The sequence below is a fragment of the Micromonospora sp. WMMA1998 genome (genome assembly GCF_027497375.1).
GTDB lineage: Bacteria > Actinomycetota > Actinomycetes > Mycobacteriales > Micromonosporaceae > Micromonospora > Micromonospora sediminicola.
Window position 1 is genome coordinate 2,069,657 of sequence record NZ_CP114911.1, and the last position, 24,254, is coordinate 2,093,910.

Below are 24,254 nucleotides of genomic sequence, written 5' to 3' on the forward strand. Positions count from 1 at the left end.
GCCGCCGCAGCGCGTCATCACGCCGGCCCCGCCGGCAGGTCGCGCAGCCGGCGCAACGGCCCGAACAGCAGGATCAGCGGGGTGAGCGCCAGCCAGGCGGTCATCACCCGGATCGCGCCGTCCGGCCCCCAGGCGGCGCCCAGCGCGCCGGCCACCACTGCGGCGAGCGGGATGGTGCCGTAGTTCAGCAGGTGCATGCTCACGGTCACCCGGCCGAGCAGCCGGTGCGGCGTGTAGGTCTGCCGGAAGCTGCCCTTGACCACGTTGCCGACCGCGACGCCGAGGCTCACCAGCATCCCGCCGAGCACCAGCCAGGTCACCCGCGCGCCGGGCCCGGCCAGCGGGATCAGCAGCGCGGGCGGGCCGGTGAGGGCGCCGGCGACCAGCAGCGCGCGGGCGGTGCCGAGCCGGCGGGCCAGCCGGGCGGCGGACGCCGCGCCGACGACGCCGCCGAGGCTGGCCAGACCAATCAGCAGGCCGACCAGGCCGGCCGGCAGGTGCGCCGAGCGGACCAGGAAGACCACCAGCACGGCCTGGTAGCCGGTCAGCCCGATGTTGCTGGCCGCCCCGAACACCGTCAGCACCCGCAGGTAGGGGTCGCGGGTGACGAAGCGCAGCCCGGCGGCGACCTCCTGACGCAGCGACGACGCCCCGGCGGGGCGGCGCGGCCGGGGCTCGACCGCCCGGATCCGGTGCAGGCACAGCGCGGAGAACAGGAAGCTCACCGCGTCCAACGCCACCGCGACGACCGCGCCGGCGAGCTGGGCGATCAGGCCGGCCAACCCCGGGCCGACCAGGTAGCTGGCGGTGTGGGTGGCGTGCAGCCGCGAGTTCGCCTCGGGCACCTGCTCGGGCGGTAGCAGCGTGGGCAGGTAGACCTGGTCGGCGGTCTCGAAGAAGACCCGGGCCAGGCCGGCGCCGAGCGCCACCACCAGCAACTGCCAGACGGTGAGCAGGCTGAGCAGCGCCGCGACCGGGACGCTGAGGAACAGCGCCGCGGCGGCCAGGTCGGCGCCGATCATCACGGGGCGGCGGCGGACCCGGTCCACCCAGGCCCCGACCGGCAGGCCGGCGAGCAGCCAGGGCAGCCAGGCGGCGGCGGTGAGCACCGCCACCTGGAACGTGGTGGCGTCGAGCACCGCCACGGCGACCAACGGCAGCGCCACCGTGGTCATGTTGCTGCCCACGGCGCTGACCGTGTGCCCGGTCCAGAGCAGCCGGAAGTCGCGGTGCCGGAACAGCCCACCGCGCGGGCGGTCGACGGACGGCGCGGACGGTCGGGCCGGGGCGCTCACGGCCGGGCCGGGACGCCGTAGGAGAACAGGAAGACCGGATCGCGACGCTGGCCGTCCTCGGGCACCGGCCGGTCGGCCCACCGGGCGAAGAGCGCGATCACCTCCTGGCTGAGCCGGGCCAACTCGTCCGGGGTCAGCCGAAGCCACTTGTCGGTGCTGAACGGCCCCTCGCCCCAGTCGGCGCGGGTCTCGTCGGAGGCCGCATGCCAGGCCCGCACCAGTTCCGCGTGCCGCTCCAGGTTCAGCGAGCCGGCCGCGTCGGCCACCGCCCGGCCGGCGGGATCGCCGTCGAAGTCCGTCGTGGACCAGCGCACCCCCCGGTCACGCAGCCGCCACCACCGCTCGCGCCGGTCCCGGGCCAGCTCGGGCGCCTCCACCAACAGGTCGGCGGCGGCCAGGACCCGCAGGTGGTGGCTGACGTTCGCGGGCGCCTGGTCGGTGTGCTCGGCGAGCAGGCCGACGGTGCACGGACCGTGCACCTTGAGCACGTCCATCAGCCGGCGACGCAAGGGGTGGGCGAGCGCCGCGAGCACTCGCGAGTCGGTGACCTGCCGGACGGTGGGCTCTGTCATGTCACCCACCCTGACATTCGCAAGAGATATTGCGCAATGTCTCTTGCGAATAATTCCGAAACGCCGCGGCGGCCGCCTCGACGCGGTCGCCGCGGCGCCGGAAGGTCAGGCGGTCAGCCGCCGGGACAACTCGTCGGCGACGTCCCGGGCGATCTGCGGCGGGATGGCCTCCGCGATCTTCTCCGGCGGGAGGCCGGCGAGGACCCCGCTGACGATCTGCTGCTCGTCGGTGAAGTCCTTGCCCGACAACTCGTTGACCTGCGCGACGAGCGCCGGCCAGGCCCGCGCCATCGCCAGCATCTGCTGCAACGGCGAGTTGGCCATCGGCGGGGTGACCAGGCCGGTCGTGTTGACCGGTGAGATCAGCCAGTTGCGCAGGTTCTCGACGTCGGCCAGCACGTCGCCGACCGTGCGGTTCGGGTAGCCGGTGTTGCCGACGAGTTTGTCGGTCTGTTCCATGTCGTCCTCCGGTTTCACAGGGGCGATCAGCCCGATCGCGGTGAGATAACGGCGGAACAGCGGGGTCTGGTCCCGGCCCGCCTTGGTGGAGTCGCGGAAGAAGCTGAAGTGGGTGTGGAAGAGGTGGCTGCTGTCGCCACCGGTGCGCTTGCCGAGCCGGTCCCAACGCCGCACGGTCCGGCCGTCCGGGGAGTAGATGATCTCCCGGATGTCCCGGGTGTCGGCCGCGTTCGCCGCGCACTGCGCCGCCATCCAGGTGGAGAAGGTGCGCAGGGTGTGGGTGGCGCCGCCGGAGCGGACCGAGAACGTGCCGACGTCCAGCGCGGACGCGTACAGGGTCAGCCCGGAACGGTCCCGGGTGGACTCCACCACCGAGTAGTCGTTGACGACCACCCGGTCGGAGCCGCAGTGGTAGCCGCCCCGGTGGTTCGCGTCGCCGACGATGCCGACCTCGGCCGGTTCCAGGTCCTGATCCCGTACGGCGTTCTTGTCGACGTTGAGGTAGGTGAGCAACAGGTTGCGGACCGCCAGCAGGTTCGCCGGAGCCGAGGTCATGGTGGATCCCCTTCCGATCGATGGCCGGCAGGGCATGACGATCACAGCACGTGATGGCTTGCGATCCGCGGTCGCACCCCGCCGATGAGTTGCACGGCACCGGGCACCTGCTCCGAGCTTAACCACGGTTTGGGGAAAACGCCCAGTTCAGAGGCGCTATTTGGAACTATCGGGACGCTGTGGACGGTGCCGGCGTCAGCGGCAGGTCCAACCCCGAGGGATGCTCACCATCGTGCAGCACATCGCGCCATCCAGCACGAAGAGTCACGGCGGTGCCGAGCGGCTCCCCGGTGCCGGGGTTGCGGGCGTATCGCGGATGGGCGCCGCCGGAGACCTGAAGGCGCAACCGGTGCCCGGAGGCGAACCGGTGCGCGGTCGGCCAGAGCGTGACCGGAACCCGGACCGCGCCGGAGGCGTCCCGGGGGAATCGGCCCGGCTCGACCCGGGCCAGCCCGTCGCAGACGTTCCAGGACCGCCCGCGCCGGTCCACGTCGCACAGTCGCACGAACACGTCCAGGTACGACAGTTCGCTGCGCAGGTGGATCTCGGCGTGCACCGGCCCGACCACCTCGACGGCGGCCGGCAACGGCTCGGTGGTGTAGGTGAGCACGTCCGGCCGCGACTCCACCGGCCGGTTGTCCACCGCGCCCGCCCGCTGGGCCACCAGCAGCGGTCCGCCCAGCGACGGGGTCGGATCCGCCGGGTCGTACCAGATCCGGTCCGGCGCCTCGGCGTCCGGCGGCGTGCGGTCCAGCCGGCCGTCCGACCGCAGGTGCCAGCGGGTCGGGGTCGCTGGCGGCGGCCAGTCGGGCAGGTCCCGCCACCCGCCGCCGTCGCCGCCCACGTGCACCCGCACCGGTGCGCGCTCCGGCCGGACCCGGCCGGCCAGGTGCGTGTCGAGCCAGTCCAGGCCCTCCCGCAGGGCCGCCACGAGCAGCCCCGGGCTGCCGTGGGTCCACGGACCGACGGTGAGCCGGGGTCGGGCGCCGGCGGCCCGCAGCCGGGCCCAGTCGTCGAGCTGCGCCGGGAGGAAGATGTCCTGCCAGCCGCTGACCATGGTCACCGGCGCGCGCACGTCGGTGATCCGGTCGCCGAAGACGCGGGTGCGCCAGTAGTCGGCGTCCGGGGTGTGGTGACGCAGCCACTCCTGGAAGAACGGCACGGTCACGCCGGTGGCGACGCGGTCCGCCTCGGCCAGCGGGAGGTGGGACAACGCGCGGGCCAGTCGGGGTTGGCCGCGTTTGAGCTCCCACTGCCGGGCCAGCCAGGGCACGGTCTGCGCCTCGAGCAGCTCCGCCCAGGTGAGCACCGTGTCCAGCGCGAAGGACTCACCCGCGTACGTCGAGTCGCGGGTGGCCGAGGCGGTCACCACGGCGACCATCGCGCGCAGCTCGTCGCCCGCCTCGGCGGCCACCGCCCACTGCACGAACCCCTGGTAGCTGGCGCCGAACATGCCGAACGCGCCGGTCCACCAGGGCTGGCGGCGCAGCCAGTCGAGGGTGTCCAGGCCGTCGTCACGCTCGTGCACCAGCGGGGCGAACTCGCCATCGGAGCCGTACGTGCCGCGGCAGGACTGGATCACCACGTGGAAGCCCCGCTCGGCGATCAGGCGGCCCAGCAACCGGACCGGCCCGCCCCGGCCGTACGGGGTGCGGATCAGCACGCACGGGGCTCCGGCGAGATCCGGCGCGTAGTGGTCGGTGCGCAGGCAGGTGCCGTCGCGGACCCGGACCGGGAGGTTCCGGGTGACGGCGACCCGGCCGGTGCGGGCGGCGGGCAGCCGCAGTGCCGCCGCGACGAGCCGGGTGACCGGTCGCACGGTCAGCGGTCGCCGGCGGGGTCCGGGGCGGCAGCGCGGCGGGGCTCACCGCGGGCGGCGCGCACCTCGTCGCGGTGCGCCCGCATGGACCGCATCATCTCGGCCATGAACCGGTGCACCACGGCCAACTCGTCGTCGGTGAACCGGGCCATCACCTCGTCGGTGCGGCGGCCGAGCGGCCCGAAGAAGCTCTGCGCCAGGGTGGCGCCCTGGTCGGCGTAGTGCAGCAGGACCTTGCGGCGGTCGACGGTGTCCCGGTCGCGCCGGATGTGGCCCGCGCGCTCCAGCCGGTCGACCAGCGCGGTCACCGACCCGGAGGAGAGATTGAGCACCTCACCGAGCCGGCCCGGGGTGATCGGCTCGCCCACCAGCTCGGCCTCCATCACCGCGATGAGGGCCTGCAGGTCGGTGGCGTTGAGCCCGTGCAGGCCGGCGAACGCGTGCCCGACGTGCTGCGCGTCGAACGAGTAGCGACGCAGGTCGTTGGTGATCTCCGCGACCATCCGCCCCCGCGGGTCGTCCCGCCGCCGGTACATGCCGTGCCCCGTCACCGCTCGCCGCCACCCCCCTGCCCGCCCCGGTCCGGTTGCAGCATAGGCCCTCCCCGGATAATCTCGCTCATCAAGATACTCTCCTGACAAGAATCACCCCCGCAAAGAAACCTGTGAGGGCACCGATGTCACTGTTCACCCGCGTCGCCCGGGGCCGGCTGGCCGCCTGGCTCACCGTGGTCGCCGCGCTCGTCGTCGGCGCTGTCGTCTTCGGCCTACCCAAGCCGGACAATCCCCAACCCGTCTCCGCCACCGGCCTGTCCGTCGAATGGCAGTCGACGCAGGTCGAGCGGCTCCAGGAGCAGCTGCCCTCCCGCGACACCCAGCCCGCCCTCGTGGTGGTCAGCCGCGACGACCGCGCCCCACTCAGCGCCGCCGACCGCAGCGCGCTCGACGGGGCGGCGGCGGAGCTGGGCGCGCTCGCCGCCGGCGGCCGGGTCGCCCCCGCCCAGGTCTCTCCCGACGGCACCGTCGCGCTGGTCGCCGTGCCGCTGTCCACCGCCGGTGACCAGCAGGCCGTGGTCGACGAGGTGGTCAAGGTGCGCGACGCGGTCGGTGACCTGCCCGCCGACCTGACCGTCGAGGTCACCGGCGGGCCGGCGTTCACCGCCGACCTGAGCAAGGTGTTCCAGGGTGCCGACACCACCCTGCTGCTGGTCACCGCCGCCGTCGTGGCGCTGCTGCTGCTGGTCACCTACCGCAGCCCGTTCCTGTGGCTCGTGCCCCTGCTGGTCGTGGCCGCCGCCGAGCAGCTCACCCTGCGCACGGTGGAGACCGTCGTGCCCGCGCTCGGCATCTACCTGCCCAGCGGCCAGGTCACCGGCATCGCCAGCGTCCTGGTCTTCGGCGCCGCCACCGACTACGCCCTGCTGCTCATCGCGCGCTACCGCGAGGAGCTGCGCCGGGAGGAGAACCGCTTCACCGCGATGCGCTCCGCCCTGCGCCGCACCGCCGAGCCGATCCTGGCCAGCGGCGGCACCGTCGTGCTCGGGGTGCTGACGTTGCTGCTGTCGGAGCAGGAGACGAACCGGGCGCTCGCGGTGGCCTGCGCCATCGGCGTCGTGTTCGCCATGCTCTCCGCCCTGTTCGTGCTGCCCGCGGCGCTGGTGCTCTTCGGCCGTGGCCTGTTCTGGCCGTTCGTCCCCCGCGTCGGCGGCGCCGCTCGCGAGGGCCGGCTCTGGGGCCGCCTCGGCGCGCTGGTCGTCCGCCGGCCGCTGCCGGTCGCGGTGCTGGCCACCCTGCTCCTGGCCGGCCTCGCGCTCGGCAGCCTCGGTATCCGCACCGGCCTGTCCGAGACCGAGCAGTTCCGCGAGAAGCCCGAGGCGGTCGCCGGCGCGGAGACCCTCGCGCGCGCCTTCCCGGCCGGCAGCACCCAGCCGGTCGCCGTGCTCACCAACCCGCAGGCCGCCGCCGCGGTGGTCGCCGCCGCCGACGCGGTGGACGGGGTCGCGTCGGTCCGCCCGGGTCTGGCCGGGGACCGGGTCGCCCAGGTCGACGTGGTGCTCACCGCCGAGCCGGGCACCGCCGCCTCCGACCGCGCGGTCGTGGCCCTGCGGGACGCGGTCGCCGCCGTGCCGAACTCGGCGCCGCCGACCGTGGCCGGCGCGGACGCCCCGGACGGCGCGCTGGTCGGCGGCACGGTCGCGGCCACGTACGACTCGAACGAGGCCAACACCCGCGACCTCCGGCTGATCCTGCCGATCATCCTGCTGCTGGTCGGCGCCGTGCTGGTGCTGCTGCTGCGCGGCCTGCTGGCCCCGCTGCTGCTGGTGCTGACCGTGATCGCGTCGTTCTTCGCCAGCCTCGGCGCGGCCTGGCTGCTCTTCGACCACGTGCTGGACTTCCCGGCACTGGACTCCGGCGTGCTGCTGCTGGCGTTCGTGTTCCTGGTCGCCCTCGGCGTGGACTACAACATCTTCCTGGTCACCCGGGCCCGGGAGGACGCCCGCCGGGTCGGCACCCGGGACGGGATGCTCTCCGCGCTGCGCGTCACCGGCGGCGTCATCACCAGCGCCGGTGTGCTGCTCGCCGCGGTCTTCGCGGTGCTGGGCGTGCTCCCGCTGATCACGCTCACCCAGATCGGGATCATCGTCTGCATCGGCGTGCTGCTGGACACCCTGCTGGTCCGCACCGTGCTGGTGCCGGCGCTGGCCTTCCTGCTCGGCGACCGGTTCTGGTGGCCCGGGCGGATCACCCCCGAGCCGGAGACGCCGACCGAGGCGCCCGACGTGCCGGCCGAGCCGGTCACCGCGCGGGACTGACCCGACGTCCGGGGGGCGGCCGCAGGCCGGCCCCCGGACCCCCGGTCAGAACGCCAGGCACTCGCAGGTGGTCATCAGTTCCCGCACGTTGTAGACGTACTGCGGGTTGGGGATGGCCAGCGGCTGCCCCTCCCGGGCGACCGCGCCGTGCCCGTAGTTGTACGCCGAGATCACGGCGTTGAGCAGGCACGAGTTCAGCTCGGCGGTGCACAGCGAGGCGTCCAGCCGGTAGTCGGACTCGAAGTACATGTCGCCGATGTACTTGGTCAGCCAGGCCAGGTAGGTGCCGCCGAGGTAGGCGTTGTCCCGGTAGTCGTCGATGTCGTACGACTGGCCGAAGCGCTGGTTCATCCACTCCGCCGTGGCCGGCATGACCTGCATCAGCCCGACCCCGCCGTCACAGGCGACGATGGTGGACTGCCAGCCGCTCTCCTGCCAGGCGGTGGCCTTCATCAGGACCGACGGGATGCGGATGTCCGGCGCCGAGGTGGGCCAGTAGGTGCGGGCCGCGGCGTCGGCCAGCGCCGACTTCACCTGGCTCTGCGTCGCCTTGGTGCCCCGGTGGCTGGGCTTGCAGCCGGCGGGCGCCGGCTTCGGCGGGGCCGGCGGCACCTGGGTCTCGGTCGGCGGCTTCGGCTTCGCCAGCGGCTTGGTGGACGTGCGGGACGGCTTCGGCCGCGGCTTCGCCGACGCTGACGCCGACGGGCTGGGCCGCCCGCCCATCGCCTCGACCGCCGGCGGCTCCTCGCTCGGCGCGTCGGCGGGCACCTCCTCCGGCGCTTCGACCGGGGCCACCGTGGGCAGCTCCGCGGCCACCTCCCGGACCGGCTGCTCCTCGCCGCCGCAGCCGGTCACCAGACCGGCCGCCACCAGCGCCGCCACCGCAGCCGCAGCCCACCGGCTGACTCCTACCCGCATCGAACCTCCCCGTGGTCCCCGTCCGGCGCACCCTAGCAGGGATCGACGGGCCTACGGGGTACCCGCGACGCCGACCGGCGCTCCCGGGGCCGCGGCGCGGCCTCGCCCACGGCCGACCGGGCCGGGGCGGCGTCCCCGGGCGCCGACCCGCCGTCGCCGTCCGCCGCGCGGTCCCGGGTCGCCCAGGCGACCACGAACACGGTGGTCCACGCGGCGCCCAGCAGCACCGCGGACGCCGTGCCGCTGGCCGTGCTCCAGCCCAGGTAGAGCCGAGCGCCGGTGACCGCGACCACGCCCGCCGACGCGGCGGTCCAGACCGCCACCCCGACCGGCCAGCGCGCCCCCCGCGACAGCAGCCAGGCCAACGTGCCGAAGCTCGCGGTGACCACCGCGTTCTGGGTGGGGAACAGGTCCCGGACGTCGTCCGGCCCGCCCGGACCGGTCAGGTCCGCCACCACCACCAGCAGCACCAACGGCACGGCCGCGCCGACCGTCCCCACCACCCCCAGCGGGTCCGCGCGCCAGGACCGCCGCCGGCCGGTCACCACCACCGCCACCAGGGCGACCGCCGTGATGAGGACCCAGCCGCGCAGCACCGACACCGCGCCCACCGCGGCGTCGACCACCCCCGGGGTACGCCGGGCGGCGAACCAGTCCGCGACCAGCCCGTCGAGCACGCCCAGCCCGCTGTGCCGGACCACCGCCTCCAGCAGGGCGGCCACGGCCAACCCGGCGCCGAACAGCAGCGCCAGCCCCAGCACCAGGTTGATCAGCAGCGTCCAGACCGGGCCGACGCGCATGCCGACCAGGAAGAACAGCACCCCGTAGCGGTCCCGCAGCCAGCGCAGCGGCGGCAACCCTCCGGCCCGAGCCGCCAACGCCCGGACCGGATCCGGGTTGCGTCCCAGCCACCGGCCGGCCAACACCACGCCGAGCAGGCACACCAGCAGCACCAGCACCGCCCCGGTGGCCCGGCCCAGCAGCTGCGACACCCGCTCGTACGACTCGCCGGCCAGGTAGCCGGCCAGCACCGAGGCGCCGACCCAGCTCACCACCCCGGCCAGGTTCCACGGCGCGAACCGCCGGTACGGCAGCCCGGCCGCACCGGCCAGCCGGGGCGCCAACGTGCGGGCGAACGCCACCCAGCGGGCGGCGAACACGCCCCGCCCGCCCAGGCGCTCCAGCAACTCGTCGGCGCGTCGCCAGCGGTGCGCTCCGATCCGGGCGCCGAGCCCGGAGGCGCGCAGCCGCGGCCCGTACCGCCGCCCGGCCCGCCACGCGAGTGTGTCTCCCATCACGGCGGCGGCCACCATGGCCAGCAGCGTGGGGACGAGCCGTAGCGTCCCCGCGTACGCTAGGAAGCCGACCAGCAGCAGGGTCGCCTCGCCCGGCACCAGCAGCCCGAAGATCACCGCGGTCTCACCCGCGACGATCGTCGCGGCGGCCAGGTAGATCAGCAGGGGCGGCAGCTCCTGCAGCCAGTTCAGCAGGTCAGGCATCCGGCATCCCGCACGGGAGCCAGCATGCCAGTCGCTGGAACGGTCGGCACAGCACTTTCGCCACAGATCCGGGCGATCTCGGGGTGACCCCGAGGCGTGCCCCGGCAACCGCAGACAGGAGTATGGAGGGTATGCAGCTACGCACCGACCTCCGCAACGTCGCCATCATCGCCCACGTCGACCACGGCAAGACGACCCTGGTCGACGCCATGTTGCGGCAGGCCGGCGCCTACGGCGCCCGTGGTGAGGACACCGAGCGGGTCATGGACTCGATGGACCTCGAGCGGGAGAAGGGCATCACCATCCTCGCCAAGAACACCGGCGTGCGGTACCTGCCGGCGGACGGCGACCCGGTCACCATCAACATCATCGACACCCCCGGTCACGCCGACTTCGGTGGTGAGGTCGAGCGCGGCCTGACCATGGTCGACGGCGTGGTGCTGCTGGTGGACGCCAGCGAGGGCCCGCTGCCGCAGACCCGGTTCGTGCTCCGCAAGGCGCTGCGCGCCCGGTTGCCGATCATCCTGGTGATCAACAAGGTGGACCGCCCCGACGCCCGGATCAAGGAGGTCGTGGACGACACCTACGAGCTCTTCCTCGACCTGGACGCCGACGAGGAGCAGATCGACTTCCCGATCGTCTACGCCTGCGCCCGCGACGGCATCGCCTCGCTCACCCAGCCGGCCGACGGCGCCGTGCCGGACGACAGCAGCAACCTGGAGCCGCTGTTCCGCACCCTGCTGGACACCATTCCGGCGCCCGCGTACGAGGAGGACGCGCCGCTCCAGGCGCACGTCACCAACCTCGACGCCTCGCCGTTCCTGGGCCGGCTCGCGCTGTGCCGGGTCCGCCAGGGCACGATCAGCAAGGGCCAGACCGTGGCCTGGTGCCGCACCGACGGCAGCACCCAGCGGGTCCGCATCTCCGAGCTGCTGATGACCGAGGGCCTGGAGCGCAAGCCGGCCGAGTCGGCCGGACCGGGCGACATCATCGCGGTCGCCGGCATCCCCGAGATCATGATCGGGGAGACGCTGGCCGACGCCGAGAACCCGATCCCGCTGCCGCTGATCACGGTGGACGAGCCGGCCATCTCGATGACCATCGGCACCAACACCTCGCCGCTGGTCGGCCGGGTCAAGGGCGCCAAGGTCACCGCCCGGATGGTCAAGGACCGGCTGGACAAGGAGCTGATCGGCAACGTCTCGCTGCGGGTGCTGCCCACCGAGCGGCCGGACGCCTGGGAGGTGCAGGGCCGTGGCGAGCTGGCCCTGGCCATCCTGGTCGAGCAGATGCGCCGCGAGTCCTACGAGCTGACCGTCGGCAAGCCGCAGGTGGTCACCAAGGAGATCGACGGCAAGACCTGCGAGCCCGTCGAGCGGCTGACCATCGACGCGCCGGAGGAGTACCTGGGCGCGATCACCCAGCTGCTGGCCACCCGCAAGGGCCGGATGGAGCAGCTGGTCAACCACGGCACCGGCTGGATCCGGATGGAGTGGCTGGTCCCGGCGCGCGGCCTGATCGGCTTCCGCACCGAGTTCCTCACCGACACCCGGGGCACCGGCATCCTGCACCACGTCTTCGAGTCCTACGAGCCGTGGTTCGGCGAGCTGCGCACCCGCAACAACGGCTCGCTGGTGGCCGACCGCGCCGGTTCGGTCACCTCGTTCGCCATGATCAACCTGCAGGAGCGCGGCCAGCTCTTCGTCGAGCCGACCACCGAGGTGTACGAGGGCATGATCGTCGGGGAGAACTCCCGCTCCGACGACATGGACGTCAACATCACCAAGGAGAAGAAGCTCACCAACATGCGGGCGTCGACCTCCGACGAGACCGAGAAGCTGATCCCGCCGCGCAAGCTGTCGCTGGAGCAGGCGCTGGAGTTCTGCCGCGAGGACGAGTGCGTCGAGGTCACCCCGACCTCGGTGCGCATCCGCAAGGTGATCCTGGACCAGACGCAGCGGGGCCGGATGGCCGCCCGCCGCAAGCACGCCGGCTGACCCACCAGCCCGACGCCCCACCCGGAGCCCGGCCCGCCACCCCGGCGGACCGGGCTCCCCCGTCTCTCCGACTCCCCACCCCTCCCACCGCCGCCAACCCCGCACCACCCCCGCCACCCATCGCCGGTCGATCATGAGGTTGACGGCGGTTCAGAAGCCCACATCTGCCGCCAACCTCATGATCCATGGACCTGGCGCGAGATCTTGGTACGGAATGGCCCCTATGGCGGGTTCAACCGGTGGTTGCAACACCCTTCGGATGATCTTCGTTGGGGTGGTTGTGGCGTCGAGGTTGAGCCCGCTGGAGCGGGAGCAGATTGGGTTGGGTCGGGCGGCTGGTGAGTCGTTGCGGTCGATCGCGCGTCGGTTGGGGCGGGCGGTGTCGACTGTCTCGCGGGAGGTGGGCCGGTTCGAGCGTTACGGGCAGCGGTATCAGCCGTCGATGGCGCAGTGGGCGTCGTTTCTGCGGCATAACCGCGCCAAGCGTGTGCCGCGGCTAGCTGTTGACGGGCTGTTGCGTCAGACGGTGCTGGATATGCTGCGTCGACGTCGTTCGCCGCAGCAGATCGCCGCTCGGCTGCGGCTGGAGTACCCGCTGCGGCCGGAGATGCATGTGTCGCACGAGACGATCTATCAGGCGATCTACCTGCAGGCGCGGGGGAATCTGCGTGCCGAGTTGTCCCGTCAGGTGGCCCTGCGGTCTGGGCGGGCGGCGCGTCGGCGCCGGCCGGTGGCCGCGGCGGCGGTTCGCTCCGTGCGGCCGTGGCTCGGGTTGAACATCAGCGCCCGACCCGCTGAGGTCGCCGATCGGGCGGTGCCCGGGCATTGGGAGGGCGACCTGCTCGAGGGAGTACGTCGGGGTGGACGCGGTGGTTCCGCGATCGCGACCCTGGTGGAACGTGCTACCCGGTTCGTGATCCTGGTCGGGCTGCCCGAGGGCAAGGTGTCCGAACACGTCGTGTCTCAGCTGGCTGCGGCGATGACCTGGCTACCGCAGCGGTTGCGGGCCTCGTTGACCTGGGACCAGGGCACAGAGATGGCCCGGCACCGCGACTTCACCATCGCCACCGACTGCCCGGTCTACTTCTGCGACCCACACAGCCCCTGGCAACGCGGCAGCAACGAGAACACCAACGGCTTACTACGCCAGTACTTCCCCAAAGGCCAGTTCGACTTCACCACCATCGACCAAACCGGCCTCAACGCCATCGCCGACGAACTCAACGACCGCCCCCGCATGACCCTGGGCTGGGCCACCCCCGGTGAGAAGATGACCCAGCTACTAGGTGTTGCAACCACCGATTGAGTCCGCCTATAGGGGCACGTTCCTTCCAAGATCTCCGCACGTCTCGGTGTGTGGGCGCAAACTCCCGACTTCTGGGAGCGGAGCGGCCGACGAGGTGGGGGCGGTAGCGGGAGTGAGGCTGGCCGGAAGGCGGGGGCTGGAATGGCGGGGGCGGAAGCCGGTGGCGGGGAAAGCAGCGGGATCCGAGTCGCGGACCAGCACCGGCGGCGGGTGGCCGCGGGACGGGAGGGTGGCTGGGGAGGGTGGCCGTCAGCGGGGTCTGGTGGCGCGGAGGGCCAGGACGTCGGGGATCGGGCCGGAGCCGGACTCGACCACCTCATCGAGCACCAGGCCTGCGGCGGCGACGGCGGTGAGCAGGTCGGCCAGGGGCAGGTGCCAGGCGCCCACGCGGGCCCGTACCCCGCTCGCGTTCCAGGACCGGGTCGTGCGCTCCCGGGTGGCGTAGCCGCCGTCGATCACGATCCGCTCCGGCTCGGACCGATCCGCGAAGGCGCCCACGAAGCAGGGATGCACCCCTATGTGCACCAGCCGGCCGCCCGGGGCCAGCACCCGGGCCGCCTCCGCGATCGCGGCCGGATAGTCCGGCATGTCGGTGTGCGCCAGCACGCAGACCACTGCCGGCAGAGCGCCGTCGGCCAGCGGCAGGGCGGTGGCGTCGGCACCGGCCACCGGCAGCCGGGCCCGGGCGTGGCGCAACTGCCCGCCGGACAGGTCCACCCCCACCGGCGTCCAGCCGAGCCGGTGCAGCTCGCCCGCGTGCGCCCCGGTGCCGCAGCACAGGTCCAGGCACCGCCCGGGGCCGGGGCCCAACAGCTCCGCCAGCACCGATCGGACCCGGTCCATGTAGGCCGCGGAACCGACGGTGGCGTACTCCTCGTACCAGTCCGCGATGTCGTCGTACCGGGCGGTCGTCATGTCCGCACGCTAGCCCCGGACCCGGCCGCGCCGCTGCCCCGCGCGCCTCGAAGATCCGCTACGGTCACCCCATGATCTGGGAGGACCTCGACGCGCACCTGGACAAGGTGCCCGGCACCGTCTCCGCGCACGTGGGCCGCCTCGGCGCGCGGCCCACCTGGACCCGGCGGGCCGACGCCACCCACTACGCGGCGAGCACCATGAAGGTCGCCGTCCTGGTGGCGCTGCACCGCGCCGCCGAAGCCGGCCGGCTCGACCTGGACGCGCCGCTGCCGGTGCGCAACTCCTTCGACTCCGCGCTGCCCGGCGCGCCCCGCTTCACCAACGCCCGCGACTACGACAACGACGAGGCGGTCTGGGAGCGCGTCGGCGGCGTCGCCCCGCTGCGCTGGCTCGCCGAACGCATGATCGTCCGCTCCAGCAACCTGGCCACCAACATCTGCGTCGGCCAGGTCGGCCTGCCCGCCGTCGCGCAGGCGTGGGCGCTGGCCGGCGCGCGGCACAGCGTCACCGGCCGCGGCATCGAGGACTTCGCGGCCCGCGACGCCGGCATCGACAACCTGGTCACCGCCGCCGACCTGGCCGCCCTCCTCGGCGAGCTGGCGCTGGGCGCGAACCGGCCCGGCCCGCTGGCCTCGCCGGCCGGCTGCGCCGCCATGCTCGACGTGCTCGTCGCCCAGGAACACCGCGAGGACCTGGCCGCCGGTCTGCCCGACGGCACCCGCATCGCCCACAAGAACGGTTGGGTACGCGGTGTCCGCCACGGCGCCGGCGTGGTCTTCCCGGACGACGCGCCGCCGTACACCGTCGTGGTGTGCACGACCACCGACCTGGCCGACGGCGGCGCGGACGGCGAGCAGGTCGAGGACGACGCCTGCCGGCTCATCGCGCACGTCTCCGCGCGGGTGTGGGACGCCCGGCACGAGCTGGCCGGCTGAGGCGCTACTCCAGCAGCCCCGCCCGCAACCCCGCCCGGACCTCGTCGGTCACGCCCAGCCCGTCACGCAGGTATGCCTCGAACGTGCCGTGCACCCGGCGCACCTCGTCGTAGGCGGCGTCGAGATACTCCGGGCGCACCTCCAGCAGCGGCCGGGCCACCGCCGGGTCCAGGTCCGGCCGACGGCGCGTCATGGCCGTCAGCAGCACCTCGCGCAGGCTCTCGGTCAGCTCGTTGTGCCGCAGGTAGTCGGCCCGGATGGCCGGCTCCGGCACCCCCAGCGCGGTCAGCAGCACCACCGACAGCCAGCCCGTCCGGTCCTTGCCGGCCGAGCAGTGGAACAGCAGCGGCAGGTTCCCCGCGTCCGCGGCCAGCCGCACCGCGGCGCCGAACCCGGCCCGGGCCGACTCCCCGGTGACGAACCACCGGTAGATCGCCGTCATCGCCCCCGGCATGCCCTCGGTGGCCAGCGCCGCGTACGCGTTCAGGTCGTGGCCCTGAAGCACGGCCGAGACGTACGTGAACACCGGGTGCGCCGCGTCGTAGACCGGCAGGTGCACCCGCCGGGGCTCACCCACCAGCCGGTCCGGCGGGGCCACCGCCTGCTCGTCGGCGTCGCGCAGGTCCACCACGCAGGCCACACCGAGCTTGCCCAGCACCGGCAGGTCGTCGTCGGTGAGCCGGCCCAGCGCCGCGGTGCGCAGGAGCCGCCCGGCGCGGACCCGCCGCCCGTCCGTCGTCGGCAACCCGCCCAGGTCGCGGGCGTTCGGCGCGCCCACCAGCTCCCAGTCCCGCCCGGTCATCGGCCCTCCCCTGTTCGCCGCCAGTTGCCTATAGGGTGCCCCACATGACGATCGCCGCGGTACGCACCCACCGGCTCTCGGCCCCCTTACACACCCCGTTCGTCACCGCGCTGCGCCGCACCACCACCGTGGACACCCTGGTCGTCGAGGTGATCGACAGCGACGGTCGCTCGGGCTTCGGCGAGGCCCCGCAGGTGTGGCAGGTCACCGGCGCGTCGGTCGCCGGGGCCGAGGCGTGCGTCCGCGAACTGCTCGCGCCGCTGCTGACCGGCCGCGACGCGGACGACCTCCAGGCCCGGTGCGCGCAGGTGCGCGGGGCCGTGGTGGGCAACGAGTCGGCGAAGGCGGCCGTCGACGTGGCGCTGCACGACCTGGCCGCGCGGCGGCTCGGCGTACCCCTGGTACGGCTGCTCGGCGGCACCGCGCTGCGCGTCCCGACGGACGTCACGCTGGCCGCAGGCGACGCGGTCGACCTGGCCACGGCGGCCGGCCGGCGGCGGGCCGAGGGGTTCACCGTGCTCAAGCTGAAGGTCGGCACCGACGCCCGCGGCGACCTGGACCGGGTCCGTTCGGTACGCGCCGCCGTCGGCCCGGACGTCCGGATCCGGCTGGACGCCAACCAGGGGTGGACGCCCCGCGAGGCGGTCCGGGTGATCCGCGGCATCGAGGACGCCGGGCTCGACGTCGAGCTGGTCGAGCAGCCGGTGCACCGCCGCGACCTGGACGGGCTGGCCTGGGTCAGCGACCGGGTGGACCTGCCGATCCTCGCCGACGAGTCGGTCTTCGACGTGCGCGACCTGGTCGAGGTGATCCGCCGCCGGGCGGCCGACATGGTCAACGTCAAGCTGGCCAAGTGCGGTGGGCTCCAGCCGGCCCGCACGCTGCTCGACCTGGCCGCCGCGCACGGCATGGGCACGATCGTCGGCTCGATGATGGAGGGTCCGGTCGGCGTGGGCGCGGCCGCAAGCCTGGTCGCCGCGTACGGCACCACGGCCGTGTCGGACCTCGACGCCGCCTGGTGGCTCGCCTGGTCGCCGGTCAGCGGCGGGCTCCGGTACGAGGGCGCGACAGTGCTGCTGCCGGACGCGCCGGGGCTCGGGATCACCGACGTGAGTGAAGCTAAGGTTCAAAACCGCGGTTGAGTGTCGTTGGAATTTTTCATAGGGTCGCCCGGAGAAGCGTGGGAGGAGGGGTGCAGATGGCGCCTCAGCCGGGCCACCAGGCCGTCGTACGGGTCGCGGTGGCGACCCTGTGGACCGCACCCGAGGCGGTTCGCGCGATCGACCGCCCCGCCCTGGCCGACCCACCCGACGTCGCCGCCTGGATCGCCGCGATGGACACCGATCAGCAGGTCGGCGACTGCGTCCTGACCCAGCTGCTGCTCGGCGAGCCGGTGCTGGTCACCGAGGTCCGGCCGGACGGCTGGGCCCGGGTGGTCGCGCTCGGGCAGCCGGCCGCCAAGCTCGACGTCCGCGGCTACCCGGGCTGGCTGCGCACCGCCCACCTCGCCGGGCCCGTCGACGCCGCGCCGACCGCCGGCACGCTGGTGGTCGACGTCGTCCGCACCGCGCTGCGCGCCGCCCCGGACGGCCCTCCGGCGCTTCCCGGCGTGGTCCTGGGCACCCACCTCGCCTCGGCCGGGCGACCGGTGGACGGCTGGCGGCCGGTCCGCGCGCCCGGCGGGGTCGACCCGCTCTGGGCGCCGGAGGGCGACCTGGTGCCGCTGCCCGGCGAACGGCCGGAGGCCAAGGAGGTGCTCGCGGTCGCCGAGCGGCTGCGGGACCTGGTCTACGTCTGGGGCGGCCTGTCCACCGACGGCATCGACTGCTCCGGCCTGGTGCACCTGGCCTGGCGGCGGTACGGGACCACCCTCCCCCGGGACGCCGACGACCAGGCCGAGGCCACCACCCCGCTGGCGTTGGACGACGAGCGTCCGGGCGATCTCTACTTCTTCGCCCGCCCCGGCCGGCGCATCCACCACGTCGGCATCGTCTCGGCCGAGCCGCACGACGGCCGGCGCCGGATGCTGCACGCCTGCTACCGCACCCGCCGGGTGGTCGAGGAGGAACTGCCGGAGGCCCGCGTCGCCACCCTCGTCGGCGCCCACCGGGTCTGACCGGCAAGACGGATCAGGGGCGCCCCGACCGGCGGGACGCCCCTGACGTACGTACCGGTCAGCTACGCGCCTCGGCCAGCTCGCGGCGTCGGTCGCGGGACGACTTGACCAGGCTGGCCACCGTGGCGACGGCCAGCGTGCCGAGGATGACGGTCAGCGACAGCCAGATCGGGATGTGCGGCGCCCAGGCCACGTGCTCGCCGCCGTTGATGAACGGCAGGTTGTTGTCGGCCAGCGCCTCCAGGACCAGCTTGACGCCGATGAAGCCGAGCACCACGGCCAGCCCGTAGCTGAGGTAGATGAGCCGGTCGAGCAGCCCGCCGAGCAGGAAGTAGAGCTGCCGCAGCCCCATCAGCGCGAAGACGTTGGCGGTGAAGACGAGGTAGGGCTCCTGGGTGATGCCGAAGATCGCCGGGATCGAGTCGAGCGCGAAGATCAGGTCGGTGGTGCCGATCGCGATCATCACGATCAGCATCGGCGTGAACAGGCGCCGCCCGTTCTCCCGGGTGGTCATCCGCGCCCCGTCGAAGTCCCGGGACAGCGGCAACGCCTTGCGGCTCCACCGGATCAGCAGGTTCTCGCTGAACTCGTCCTCGTCCGGCTCGCCCTGCCGGGCGAGGTTGACCGCCGTGTAGATGAGGAAGGCGCCGAAGATGTAGAACACCCAGGAGAACTGGGAGATCAACGCGGCACCGGCGGCGATGAAGCCGCCGCGCATCACCAGCGCCAGCAGGATGCCGATGAGCAGCACCTTCTGCTGGTACTGCCGGGGCACCCCGAAGCGGGCCATGATGATCACGAAGACGAAGAGGTTGTCCACCGAGAGGCTGTACTCGGTGAGCCAGCCGGTGTAGAACTGGCCGGCCACGCTCGCCCCGGAGGTCGCCCAGAGCACCGCGCCGAAGACCAGCGCCAGCGCCACGTAGAAGCCGACCCAGAGGCTCGACTCCCGAACGCTGGGCTCGTGCGGACGGCGACCGATGATGAACAGGTCGGCGAGCAGGACCGCGATCATCGCGGTCAGGGTTACCGCCCACACCAATGCGGACACGTTCAAATCCATCCTCCGGCAGACACGCAGCGTCGGGCACACCGTACGCCGGGTGTGGGGCCGGGGTGCGTCGACGCTGACTCTGGTGACTGTCGGAGGTCTCTTCCGCCGGGGCCTGGTGGTCCCGACCGACGGAGCCGGGTCGAACCACCGTGGGGTACCGGCGCTCTTCCGTGCTGACGACTCCGTCGCGGGGGAATACTCCCCTCCTCGGCCGCCATTGTTCACCATCACCCCCGGGTGCCGCATCTTCGGGCGCCCGGATAGGCCCGTCGCGTGCGCGGGCTCACGTCGCGTAGCGCATCCTAGGAGGCTAGGTGAGGGCCTGGAGGCGGCCGTCGGCGTGTCGCCGCGAGCCGAACCGATCAGTGGAGAGCGATATACCTCAGAGTCATAAATATGCCTCTGAGGTATATCGCTCTTCGCGAACCCCTCGGTCGCCGGCACCGCGGGCCCTCCTGCGCGCGGAGGCACCACCCGGCTACGCGGACGCGGCCAGGGGTCGGATCGGCACCGAAGGGAGTCCCCCTGTCCGCGAGCAGGCATGAGCCGGCCGGGAACCCCGGTGAGGGCCAGGCCAGCGGGAACCGGGGCAGGCACGGGCCGGGCAAGCGGGAACCGGACCAGCGGGAACCGCGAGGACACGAGCCGGACCAGCGGAAGCCGAGACGGAGACGAGGCGGGCAGGTGGCAGCAGGCGGCAGCAGGAGCCGTCAGGGGCGCGCGGGCAGCACCGGATCGGTGAACGACCAGCCGGCGGCGAGCAGCGCGTCGCACGCGGTCACCGCGGTGGCCAGCCGCTCCTCGTGCCCGCCGCGCAGCTCGACCAGCGGCACCCCGCACCCGGCCAGCTCGGCCCGGAACCGCCCGGTCATCCACGCCCGCAGGTGCTCCCCGTCGCGCAGGCCGTCGTCGGTAAACGGCACTCCGGCGTCATCGGTGAGCAGGTACAGCGCCGGACGGCGGGCGGCCGCCCGGACCCGGGCCGAGGACGACCCGAGGTAGCGCTCCTCCCAGATCGCGGTGGCCCGGGCGTCGGTGTCGCAGAACAGCAGTGGACCGCTGAGCCGGGCCGCCGCGTCCTCGGCGGCCTGCTGCTCGCGGACCACCTCGACGAAGTCGTCCCGGTCCCAGCTCACGTCGACGACCGTCGCCGCCGGGCGGGACCGGCGCAGCGCGGCGAGCTTGCGCTCGGTCAGCTCGCGCCCGTACTCCGGCACCCATGCGGTCCGGTAGTGGGCGGCCAGCGCCCGCGCCATGGTCGTGGTGCCGGTCGACTCGGCGCCGACCACCACCACCCGGCGGACCAGCCACGCCCGCACCGGCGGGCTCAGCCACCGCCAGTGCGCCGCCGGGTCCGCGCGCACCGCGGTGCCGGACACCGGTACGGCCCGACGCCCCGGGTCCACGGCGACCGCGACCGCGTCGAACCGGCGGGCCAGTTCCTCGCCGTACGCCTCGGAGGAGAAGACGGCGTCCACCGGCTCGCCGCCGAGCGCGTCGGCGAACACCGCGCAGTGCAGGTCCCAGACCGCCGGATCCGCGTAGTCGACGGGGTGGTCGTCGTGGCGACCGACGAAGCGCACCCACGGGGTGTCGGCGTGGGTCTCGCGCAGCCAGGCCAACCTCAGCTCCAGCGGGATCGACTCCCGGCTCGACGGCGCCACCACCACGGTCACCGCGGCGCAGCGGGCGGCGGCGGCCTCGACCAGCGCGTGGTGCCCGGCGTGCGGCGGATAGAACTTGCCGACCACCAGGCCGTGCCGAAACGGCCGTCGGTCGCCGGCGGGCCCACTCACCGAGCCTCCCGTTCGCGACTGCGGGGCTCGCAGACCCGGCTCACCCCTCGCGCTCACGCGGCCACCGGCGCCGGGCCGGGTGGCACCGGGGTGGCCGCCGCGCGCCGCCGCAGGTCCGCCCGCCAGGCCCGCAATCCCACCACGCAGAGCGCCAGGAAGATCAGGTACAGGCCGCCGGTCAGCCACAGTCCCTTGTACGCGTAGAGCGGGATGTAGATCAGGTCGGCGGCGATCCACAGCCACCAGCTCTCCACCAGCTTGCGGGTCTGGCCGTAGGTGGCCAGCAGCGACAGCGCCGTGGTGACCGCGTCGGCGAGCGGGACGGTGGAGTCGGTGGCCCGGTCCAGCAGCACCCACAGGCCGGCGGTGAGCAGCAGCCCGGCCGCGCCCAGCGCCCACCACTCCCGCCGCCGGGTGCGGGCGACCGTCAACCGGCTGCGCCGCTCGCCGCCGACCAGCCAGTGCCACCAGCCGTAGACACCGAGCGCCACGTAGACGAGCTGGAGGCCGGCGTCGGCGTACAGGCCGGCGGTCCAGAACAGCACCATCAGCAGCAGCACGTTGGCGATGCCGACCGGCCAGTTCGCGATGTGCTGGCGGGCCACCAGCCAGACGTTCACCACGCCGGTGACGAAGCCGAGCAGCTCGGCCCAGGTGGTGCCCGCGCCCAGGACGGTGAACGCGGTGCCGGTGAGCCAGTCGAGCATGTGTCCTCCCCCGCTGCCGGCGCCGCCGCGCAGGGATGCGGCCCGCCGGAGCGCCCCCGGAGCGTACCGGTGGGCGCCCGGCGTGAAAGGCTGCGGTCATGGTTCTTGAGGTCGCGCTGATCGACGTGACGCCCGGAAACGAGGACGACTTCGCCGCCGCCTACGCGAAGGCCCGTCCGATCCTCGCCGGCGCCGAGGGCTGCCGCTCCGTGCGGATGACCCGCGGGGTGGAGTCACCCACCCGGTTCGTGCTGCTGGTCGAGTGGGACTCGGTCGAGGCGCACGACGTGAACTTCCGGCAGACCGAGCGGTTCGCGCAGTGGCGGGGCCTGATCGGTCCGTACTTCGCCGGCCCGCCGCTGGTCGAGCACTTCGTCGACGTGCCGGCCTGATCTGTCGTACCCCGCACATAGCCTGCGCGCGACGCGCGGCCACCGGTCCCGACGGGCATCGAGGGCGCCGGGCCCGGTGGGCGCGCGGCGTCACTCCAGCTCGTGCGGGTCCCGGGGCCGGGGCACCGGCGCGGCCCCGAGCCGGCGGGCCAGAAGATCGACGGTCTCCGCCTCGGTCAGCGCCGCCGCGAGCAGCCGCTCGATCACCTGCTCGTAGCGGGTCACGTCGGTCTCGGCGACCAGGCGCAGGTCCGTGGTGAGCGTCTCCACCAGCACCGTGCGCGGGTCGGCCGGGTCGGGATAGGCGTAGTAGGAGAAGGGCGCCAGCGGGTGCAGGTCGTCGCCGGGCGAGGCGCCGCGCGGCAGCACGCGGACGGTGACGTGCGGCCGCTCGGCCAGCGTCAGCAGGTGCCGCAGCTGGTCCCGCCACACGTCGGCCGGCAGGCCGCCCGGGTCGCAGGCCCGCTCGTCGATCAGCGCGGTGTAGTGCGGCGGGTCCGACCGCACCAGCAGCTCCTGGCGCACCGCCCGGGCACGGACGTCGGCCTCCACATCCACGCCGTCGGCGAGCAGCGCGCCGGCGGTCACCCGCAGCCGGGCGTACGCCGGGGTCTGCAACAGCCCGGGCACGAGCGCCGGCTGGTACTCCACGATGCGCTCGGCGCCCGCCTCCAGCTCGGCGTACGCCCGCTGCCGCTCACCCATCTCGCCCAACGCCTTGGACCAGCCGCGGCCGGTGGCGGCGTCGCGGGCGATGACGATCAGCTCATCGCGCTGGTGCGGCGGCACCGCGTAGACGTCGAGCAGGTCGAGGACGTCGGCCAGGTCGGGTCGGCTCTGGCCCAGCTCGATGCGGGACAGCTTCGATGTGGACGCCCAGCCGAGCCGGGCGCACACCTGCTCCAGCGTCATCGACTCACGCCGACGCAGCCGGCGCAGCTCGACGCCGAGCCGCACCCTCCGGACGACAGGACTTGCTGACAACGGCATGCGCGCCTCCCAGGGTGGGAGCGTACGCATGACCATCACACACGGCAATACCTCGCTCGCACAGAGCTACCGCACGGGACGCGGTCAGGGACGGTAGGTGCCGAAGGACCAGACCACGCCGGCCACGTCGCGGGCGGCGTAGTCGCGGGAGCCGTAGTCGGTGTCGAACGGCGCCCGGACGATCTCCGCTCCGGCGGCGCGGGCCCGCTCGTGGTGCGCGTCGACGTCGTCGACCGCCACGTAGACGCGGTAGTCGTCGTCGGCCGGCCGGCTCGCCGGCGCGGGCCCCGGCCCGACCATGACCAGGTCGTCGCCGTGACCGAGTTGGGCGTGGCGGATCGTGCCGTCGGGCCCCTCGTGCAGCTCGTGGACGGTGAAACCGAACGCCGACCGGAGGAAGTCGACGCCGGCGCGGACGTCGGGATAGCGCAGGACCGGATAGATGCTTCGCATGCCGGTCAGTCTGCCGCCCGCCGGGTCACCCGGGATTGGACGAATGCGATCCGGCCCGGACCAGCGCCGCGGGTGTGGCGCCGGCGAACTCCTGGAACTCCCGGATCAGGTGCGACTGGTCGTAGTAGCCCCACCGGGCCGCCCGCTCCGCCCACCCCGTCCCGTGCGGGCCGGCGGCCGGCGCCGCACACAGGGTGCGGCCCAGGCTGGCGTACGCGCGCTCGAAGCGCAGCAGCCGGGCGACGGTCTTCGGCGGCAACCCGAACTCCCGCCGGAACCGCACCGCGAGATGGCGGCGGGACCAGTCGACCTCGTCGGCCAGAGCGCCGACGCTCACCGCTCCCCCGGTGCCCTCGAGTCGCCGCCAGGCCCTCAGCAGGCGACCGTCGACCGGGTCGGTGGCCGCCAGCCGCGCGGCGAGGGCGGCGTCGAGCCGGGCGAAACGCGCCGGCCAGGCCGCCTCGGCGGCCAGCTCGTCGCGGAGCCGGACCAGCCAGCCGCCGACCCCGTCGACCGGGACCGCCCGGTTGGCCAACTCGCCCAGGGGCACCCCGAGGAACCGCCGGGCGGCCGGCGCGCTCAGCACCACCTGCACGCCCGCGCCGGTCCCGGTGGTGCGGGTGAGGCACCAGCCGTCGAACGGGCCGGCCAGGAAGGCGCTGCCGGAGACCCCCCGACCGACGGCGCGCGGGTCGGCGACGTCGAGCGGGTCGGCCCAGCCGAGGATCAGCACCACGAAGGCGCCCGCGACCTCCCGGCGCACCAGCGGGGTGGACGCGACCTCCCGGTAGCCGAGGTAGCGGTCGACCCACGGACGCAGCCGGGCATCGGGCAGCCCGACGACGGCCTCGGTCAGCAT

22 protein-coding genes are annotated in these 24,254 nt (G+C 73.7%); 7 read left to right on the forward strand and 15 right to left on the reverse strand.

What is annotated here, in order from left to right:
- Window positions 1-17: 17 nt before the first annotated feature.
- The 5 genes from O7600_RS08950 to O7600_RS08970 all read right to left on the reverse strand — a co-directional run bounded on the left by O7600_RS08950 (window position 18) and on the right by O7600_RS08970 (window position 5,236).
- Window positions 18-1,295, reverse strand: a complete 1,278-nt coding sequence (locus O7600_RS08950) for an MFS transporter (RefSeq protein WP_281593185.1) — start codon at window positions 1,293-1,295, stop codon at window positions 18-20.
- On the reverse strand, window positions 1,292-1,867 hold the full coding sequence (locus O7600_RS08955; RefSeq protein ID WP_281593186.1) for a metalloregulator ArsR/SmtB family transcription factor: 576 nt from the start codon (window positions 1,865-1,867) through the stop codon (window positions 1,292-1,294). Before O7600_RS08955 ends, O7600_RS08950 begins: the two co-directional genes overlap by 4 nt.
- Before the next feature lie 105 nt (window positions 1,868-1,972).
- Complete coding sequence (locus O7600_RS08960) at window positions 1,973-2,881, reverse strand: hypothetical protein (protein WP_281593187.1); 909 nt, start codon at window positions 2,879-2,881, stop codon at window positions 1,973-1,975.
- A 166-nt stretch (window positions 2,882-3,047) separates the two neighbouring features.
- The gene (locus O7600_RS08965) at window positions 3,048-4,700 is read right to left on the reverse strand and encodes a CocE/NonD family hydrolase (RefSeq protein WP_281593188.1); all 1,653 of its coding nucleotides are present in this window, start codon (window positions 4,698-4,700) and stop codon (window positions 3,048-3,050) included.
- A gap of 2 nt (window positions 4,701-4,702) precedes the next feature.
- A complete protein-coding gene (locus tag O7600_RS08970) occupies window positions 4,703-5,236 on the reverse strand; it encodes a MarR family transcriptional regulator (RefSeq protein ID WP_281594105.1) in 534 nt (177 codons plus the stop codon).
- Window positions 5,237-5,376: 140 nt separating this feature from the next.
- Between O7600_RS08970 and O7600_RS08975 the strand changes: the two genes are divergently transcribed.
- The gene (locus O7600_RS08975; protein WP_281593189.1) at window positions 5,377-7,512 is read left to right on the forward strand and encodes an MMPL family transporter; all 2,136 of its coding nucleotides are present in this window, start codon (window positions 5,377-5,379) and stop codon (window positions 7,510-7,512) included.
- A 45-nt stretch (window positions 7,513-7,557) separates the two neighbouring features.
- Here O7600_RS08975 and O7600_RS08980 read toward each other — a convergent pair whose 3' ends face one another.
- Both O7600_RS08980 and O7600_RS08985 read right to left on the reverse strand, forming a co-directional pair.
- The gene (locus O7600_RS08980) at window positions 7,558-8,430 is read right to left on the reverse strand and encodes a transglycosylase SLT domain-containing protein (RefSeq protein ID WP_281593190.1); all 873 of its coding nucleotides are present in this window, start codon (window positions 8,428-8,430) and stop codon (window positions 7,558-7,560) included.
- A gap of 32 nt (window positions 8,431-8,462) precedes the next feature.
- Window positions 8,463-9,929, reverse strand: a complete 1,467-nt coding sequence (locus O7600_RS08985; RefSeq protein ID WP_281593191.1) for a DedA family protein — start codon at window positions 9,927-9,929, stop codon at window positions 8,463-8,465.
- A gap of 131 nt (window positions 9,930-10,060) precedes the next feature.
- Between O7600_RS08985 and typA the strand changes: the two genes are divergently transcribed.
- Together typA and O7600_RS08995 are read left to right on the forward strand one after the other, a co-directional pair.
- Window positions 10,061-11,926: a translational GTPase TypA gene (gene typA / locus O7600_RS08990; protein WP_281593192.1), complete on the forward strand. Its 1,866-nt coding sequence runs from the start codon at window positions 10,061-10,063 to the stop codon at window positions 11,924-11,926.
- Window positions 11,927-12,185: 259 nt separating this feature from the next.
- Window positions 12,186-13,232 carry an IS30 family transposase gene (locus O7600_RS08995; protein WP_281588100.1) on the forward strand — a complete coding sequence of 349 codons (1,047 nt, stop codon included), beginning with the start codon at window positions 12,186-12,188 and terminating at the stop codon, window positions 13,230-13,232.
- A gap of 249 nt (window positions 13,233-13,481) precedes the next feature.
- On the opposite strand, the gene O7600_RS09000 is transcribed toward O7600_RS08995, so the two are convergent.
- Window positions 13,482-14,147, reverse strand: coding sequence for a methyltransferase domain-containing protein (locus O7600_RS09000; protein ID WP_281593193.1), 666 nt, complete (start codon window positions 14,145-14,147; stop codon window positions 13,482-13,484).
- A gap of 71 nt (window positions 14,148-14,218) precedes the next feature.
- On the opposite strand from O7600_RS09000, the gene O7600_RS09005 reads away from it, so the two are divergent.
- Window positions 14,219-15,085: a serine hydrolase gene (locus O7600_RS09005; protein WP_281593194.1), complete on the forward strand. Its 867-nt coding sequence runs from the start codon at window positions 14,219-14,221 to the stop codon at window positions 15,083-15,085.
- A 4-nt stretch (window positions 15,086-15,089) separates the two neighbouring features.
- On the opposite strand, the gene O7600_RS09010 is transcribed toward O7600_RS09005, so the two are convergent.
- Window positions 15,090-15,887, reverse strand: a complete 798-nt coding sequence (locus tag O7600_RS09010) for a tyrosine-protein phosphatase (RefSeq protein WP_281593195.1) — start codon at window positions 15,885-15,887, stop codon at window positions 15,090-15,092.
- 44 nt (window positions 15,888-15,931) lie between these two features.
- Here O7600_RS09010 and O7600_RS09015 point away from each other — a divergent pair, with 44 nt between their 5' ends.
- Together O7600_RS09015 and O7600_RS09020 are read left to right on the forward strand one after the other, a co-directional pair.
- A complete protein-coding gene (locus O7600_RS09015) occupies window positions 15,932-17,029 on the forward strand; it encodes a dipeptide epimerase (RefSeq protein WP_281593196.1) in 1,098 nt (365 codons plus the stop codon).
- 56 nt (window positions 17,030-17,085) lie between these two features.
- On the forward strand, window positions 17,086-18,003 hold the full coding sequence (locus O7600_RS09020) for an NlpC/P60 family protein (protein WP_281593197.1): 918 nt from the start codon (window positions 17,086-17,088) through the stop codon (window positions 18,001-18,003).
- A gap of 58 nt (window positions 18,004-18,061) precedes the next feature.
- On the opposite strand, the gene O7600_RS09025 is transcribed toward O7600_RS09020, so the two are convergent.
- From O7600_RS09025 to pnuC, 3 genes are all read right to left on the reverse strand, one after another.
- Window positions 18,062-19,060, reverse strand: a complete 999-nt coding sequence (locus tag O7600_RS09025; protein WP_281593198.1) for a TerC family protein — start codon at window positions 19,058-19,060, stop codon at window positions 18,062-18,064.
- A gap of 707 nt (window positions 19,061-19,767) precedes the next feature.
- Window positions 19,768-20,853 (reverse strand): AAA family ATPase, encoded by a 1,086-nt coding sequence (locus O7600_RS09030; protein ID WP_281593199.1) that lies wholly within the window; start codon window positions 20,851-20,853, stop codon window positions 19,768-19,770.
- Between the two features lie 53 nt (window positions 20,854-20,906).
- Window positions 20,907-21,560 carry a nicotinamide riboside transporter PnuC gene (gene pnuC / locus O7600_RS09035; protein WP_281593200.1) on the reverse strand — a complete coding sequence of 218 codons (654 nt, stop codon included), beginning with the start codon at window positions 21,558-21,560 and terminating at the stop codon, window positions 20,907-20,909.
- Window positions 21,561-21,658: 98 nt separating this feature from the next.
- On the opposite strand from pnuC, the gene O7600_RS09040 reads away from it, so the two are divergent.
- The gene (locus O7600_RS09040; RefSeq protein ID WP_281593201.1) at window positions 21,659-21,952 is read left to right on the forward strand and encodes an antibiotic biosynthesis monooxygenase; all 294 of its coding nucleotides are present in this window, start codon (window positions 21,659-21,661) and stop codon (window positions 21,950-21,952) included.
- Between the two features lie 90 nt (window positions 21,953-22,042).
- On the opposite strand, the gene O7600_RS09045 is transcribed toward O7600_RS09040, so the two are convergent.
- From O7600_RS09045 to O7600_RS09055, 3 genes are all read right to left on the reverse strand, one after another.
- Entirely contained in the window at window positions 22,043-22,942 is a 900-nt protein-coding gene (locus O7600_RS09045) for a DUF5753 domain-containing protein (protein WP_281593202.1), read from the reverse strand.
- Between the two features lie 84 nt (window positions 22,943-23,026).
- Window positions 23,027-23,395, reverse strand: coding sequence for a VOC family protein (locus O7600_RS09050; RefSeq protein ID WP_281593203.1), 369 nt, complete (start codon window positions 23,393-23,395; stop codon window positions 23,027-23,029).
- 25 nt (window positions 23,396-23,420) lie between these two features.
- Window positions 23,421-24,254: an AraC family transcriptional regulator gene (locus O7600_RS09055; protein WP_281593204.1), complete on the reverse strand. Its 834-nt coding sequence runs from the start codon at window positions 24,252-24,254 to the stop codon at window positions 23,421-23,423.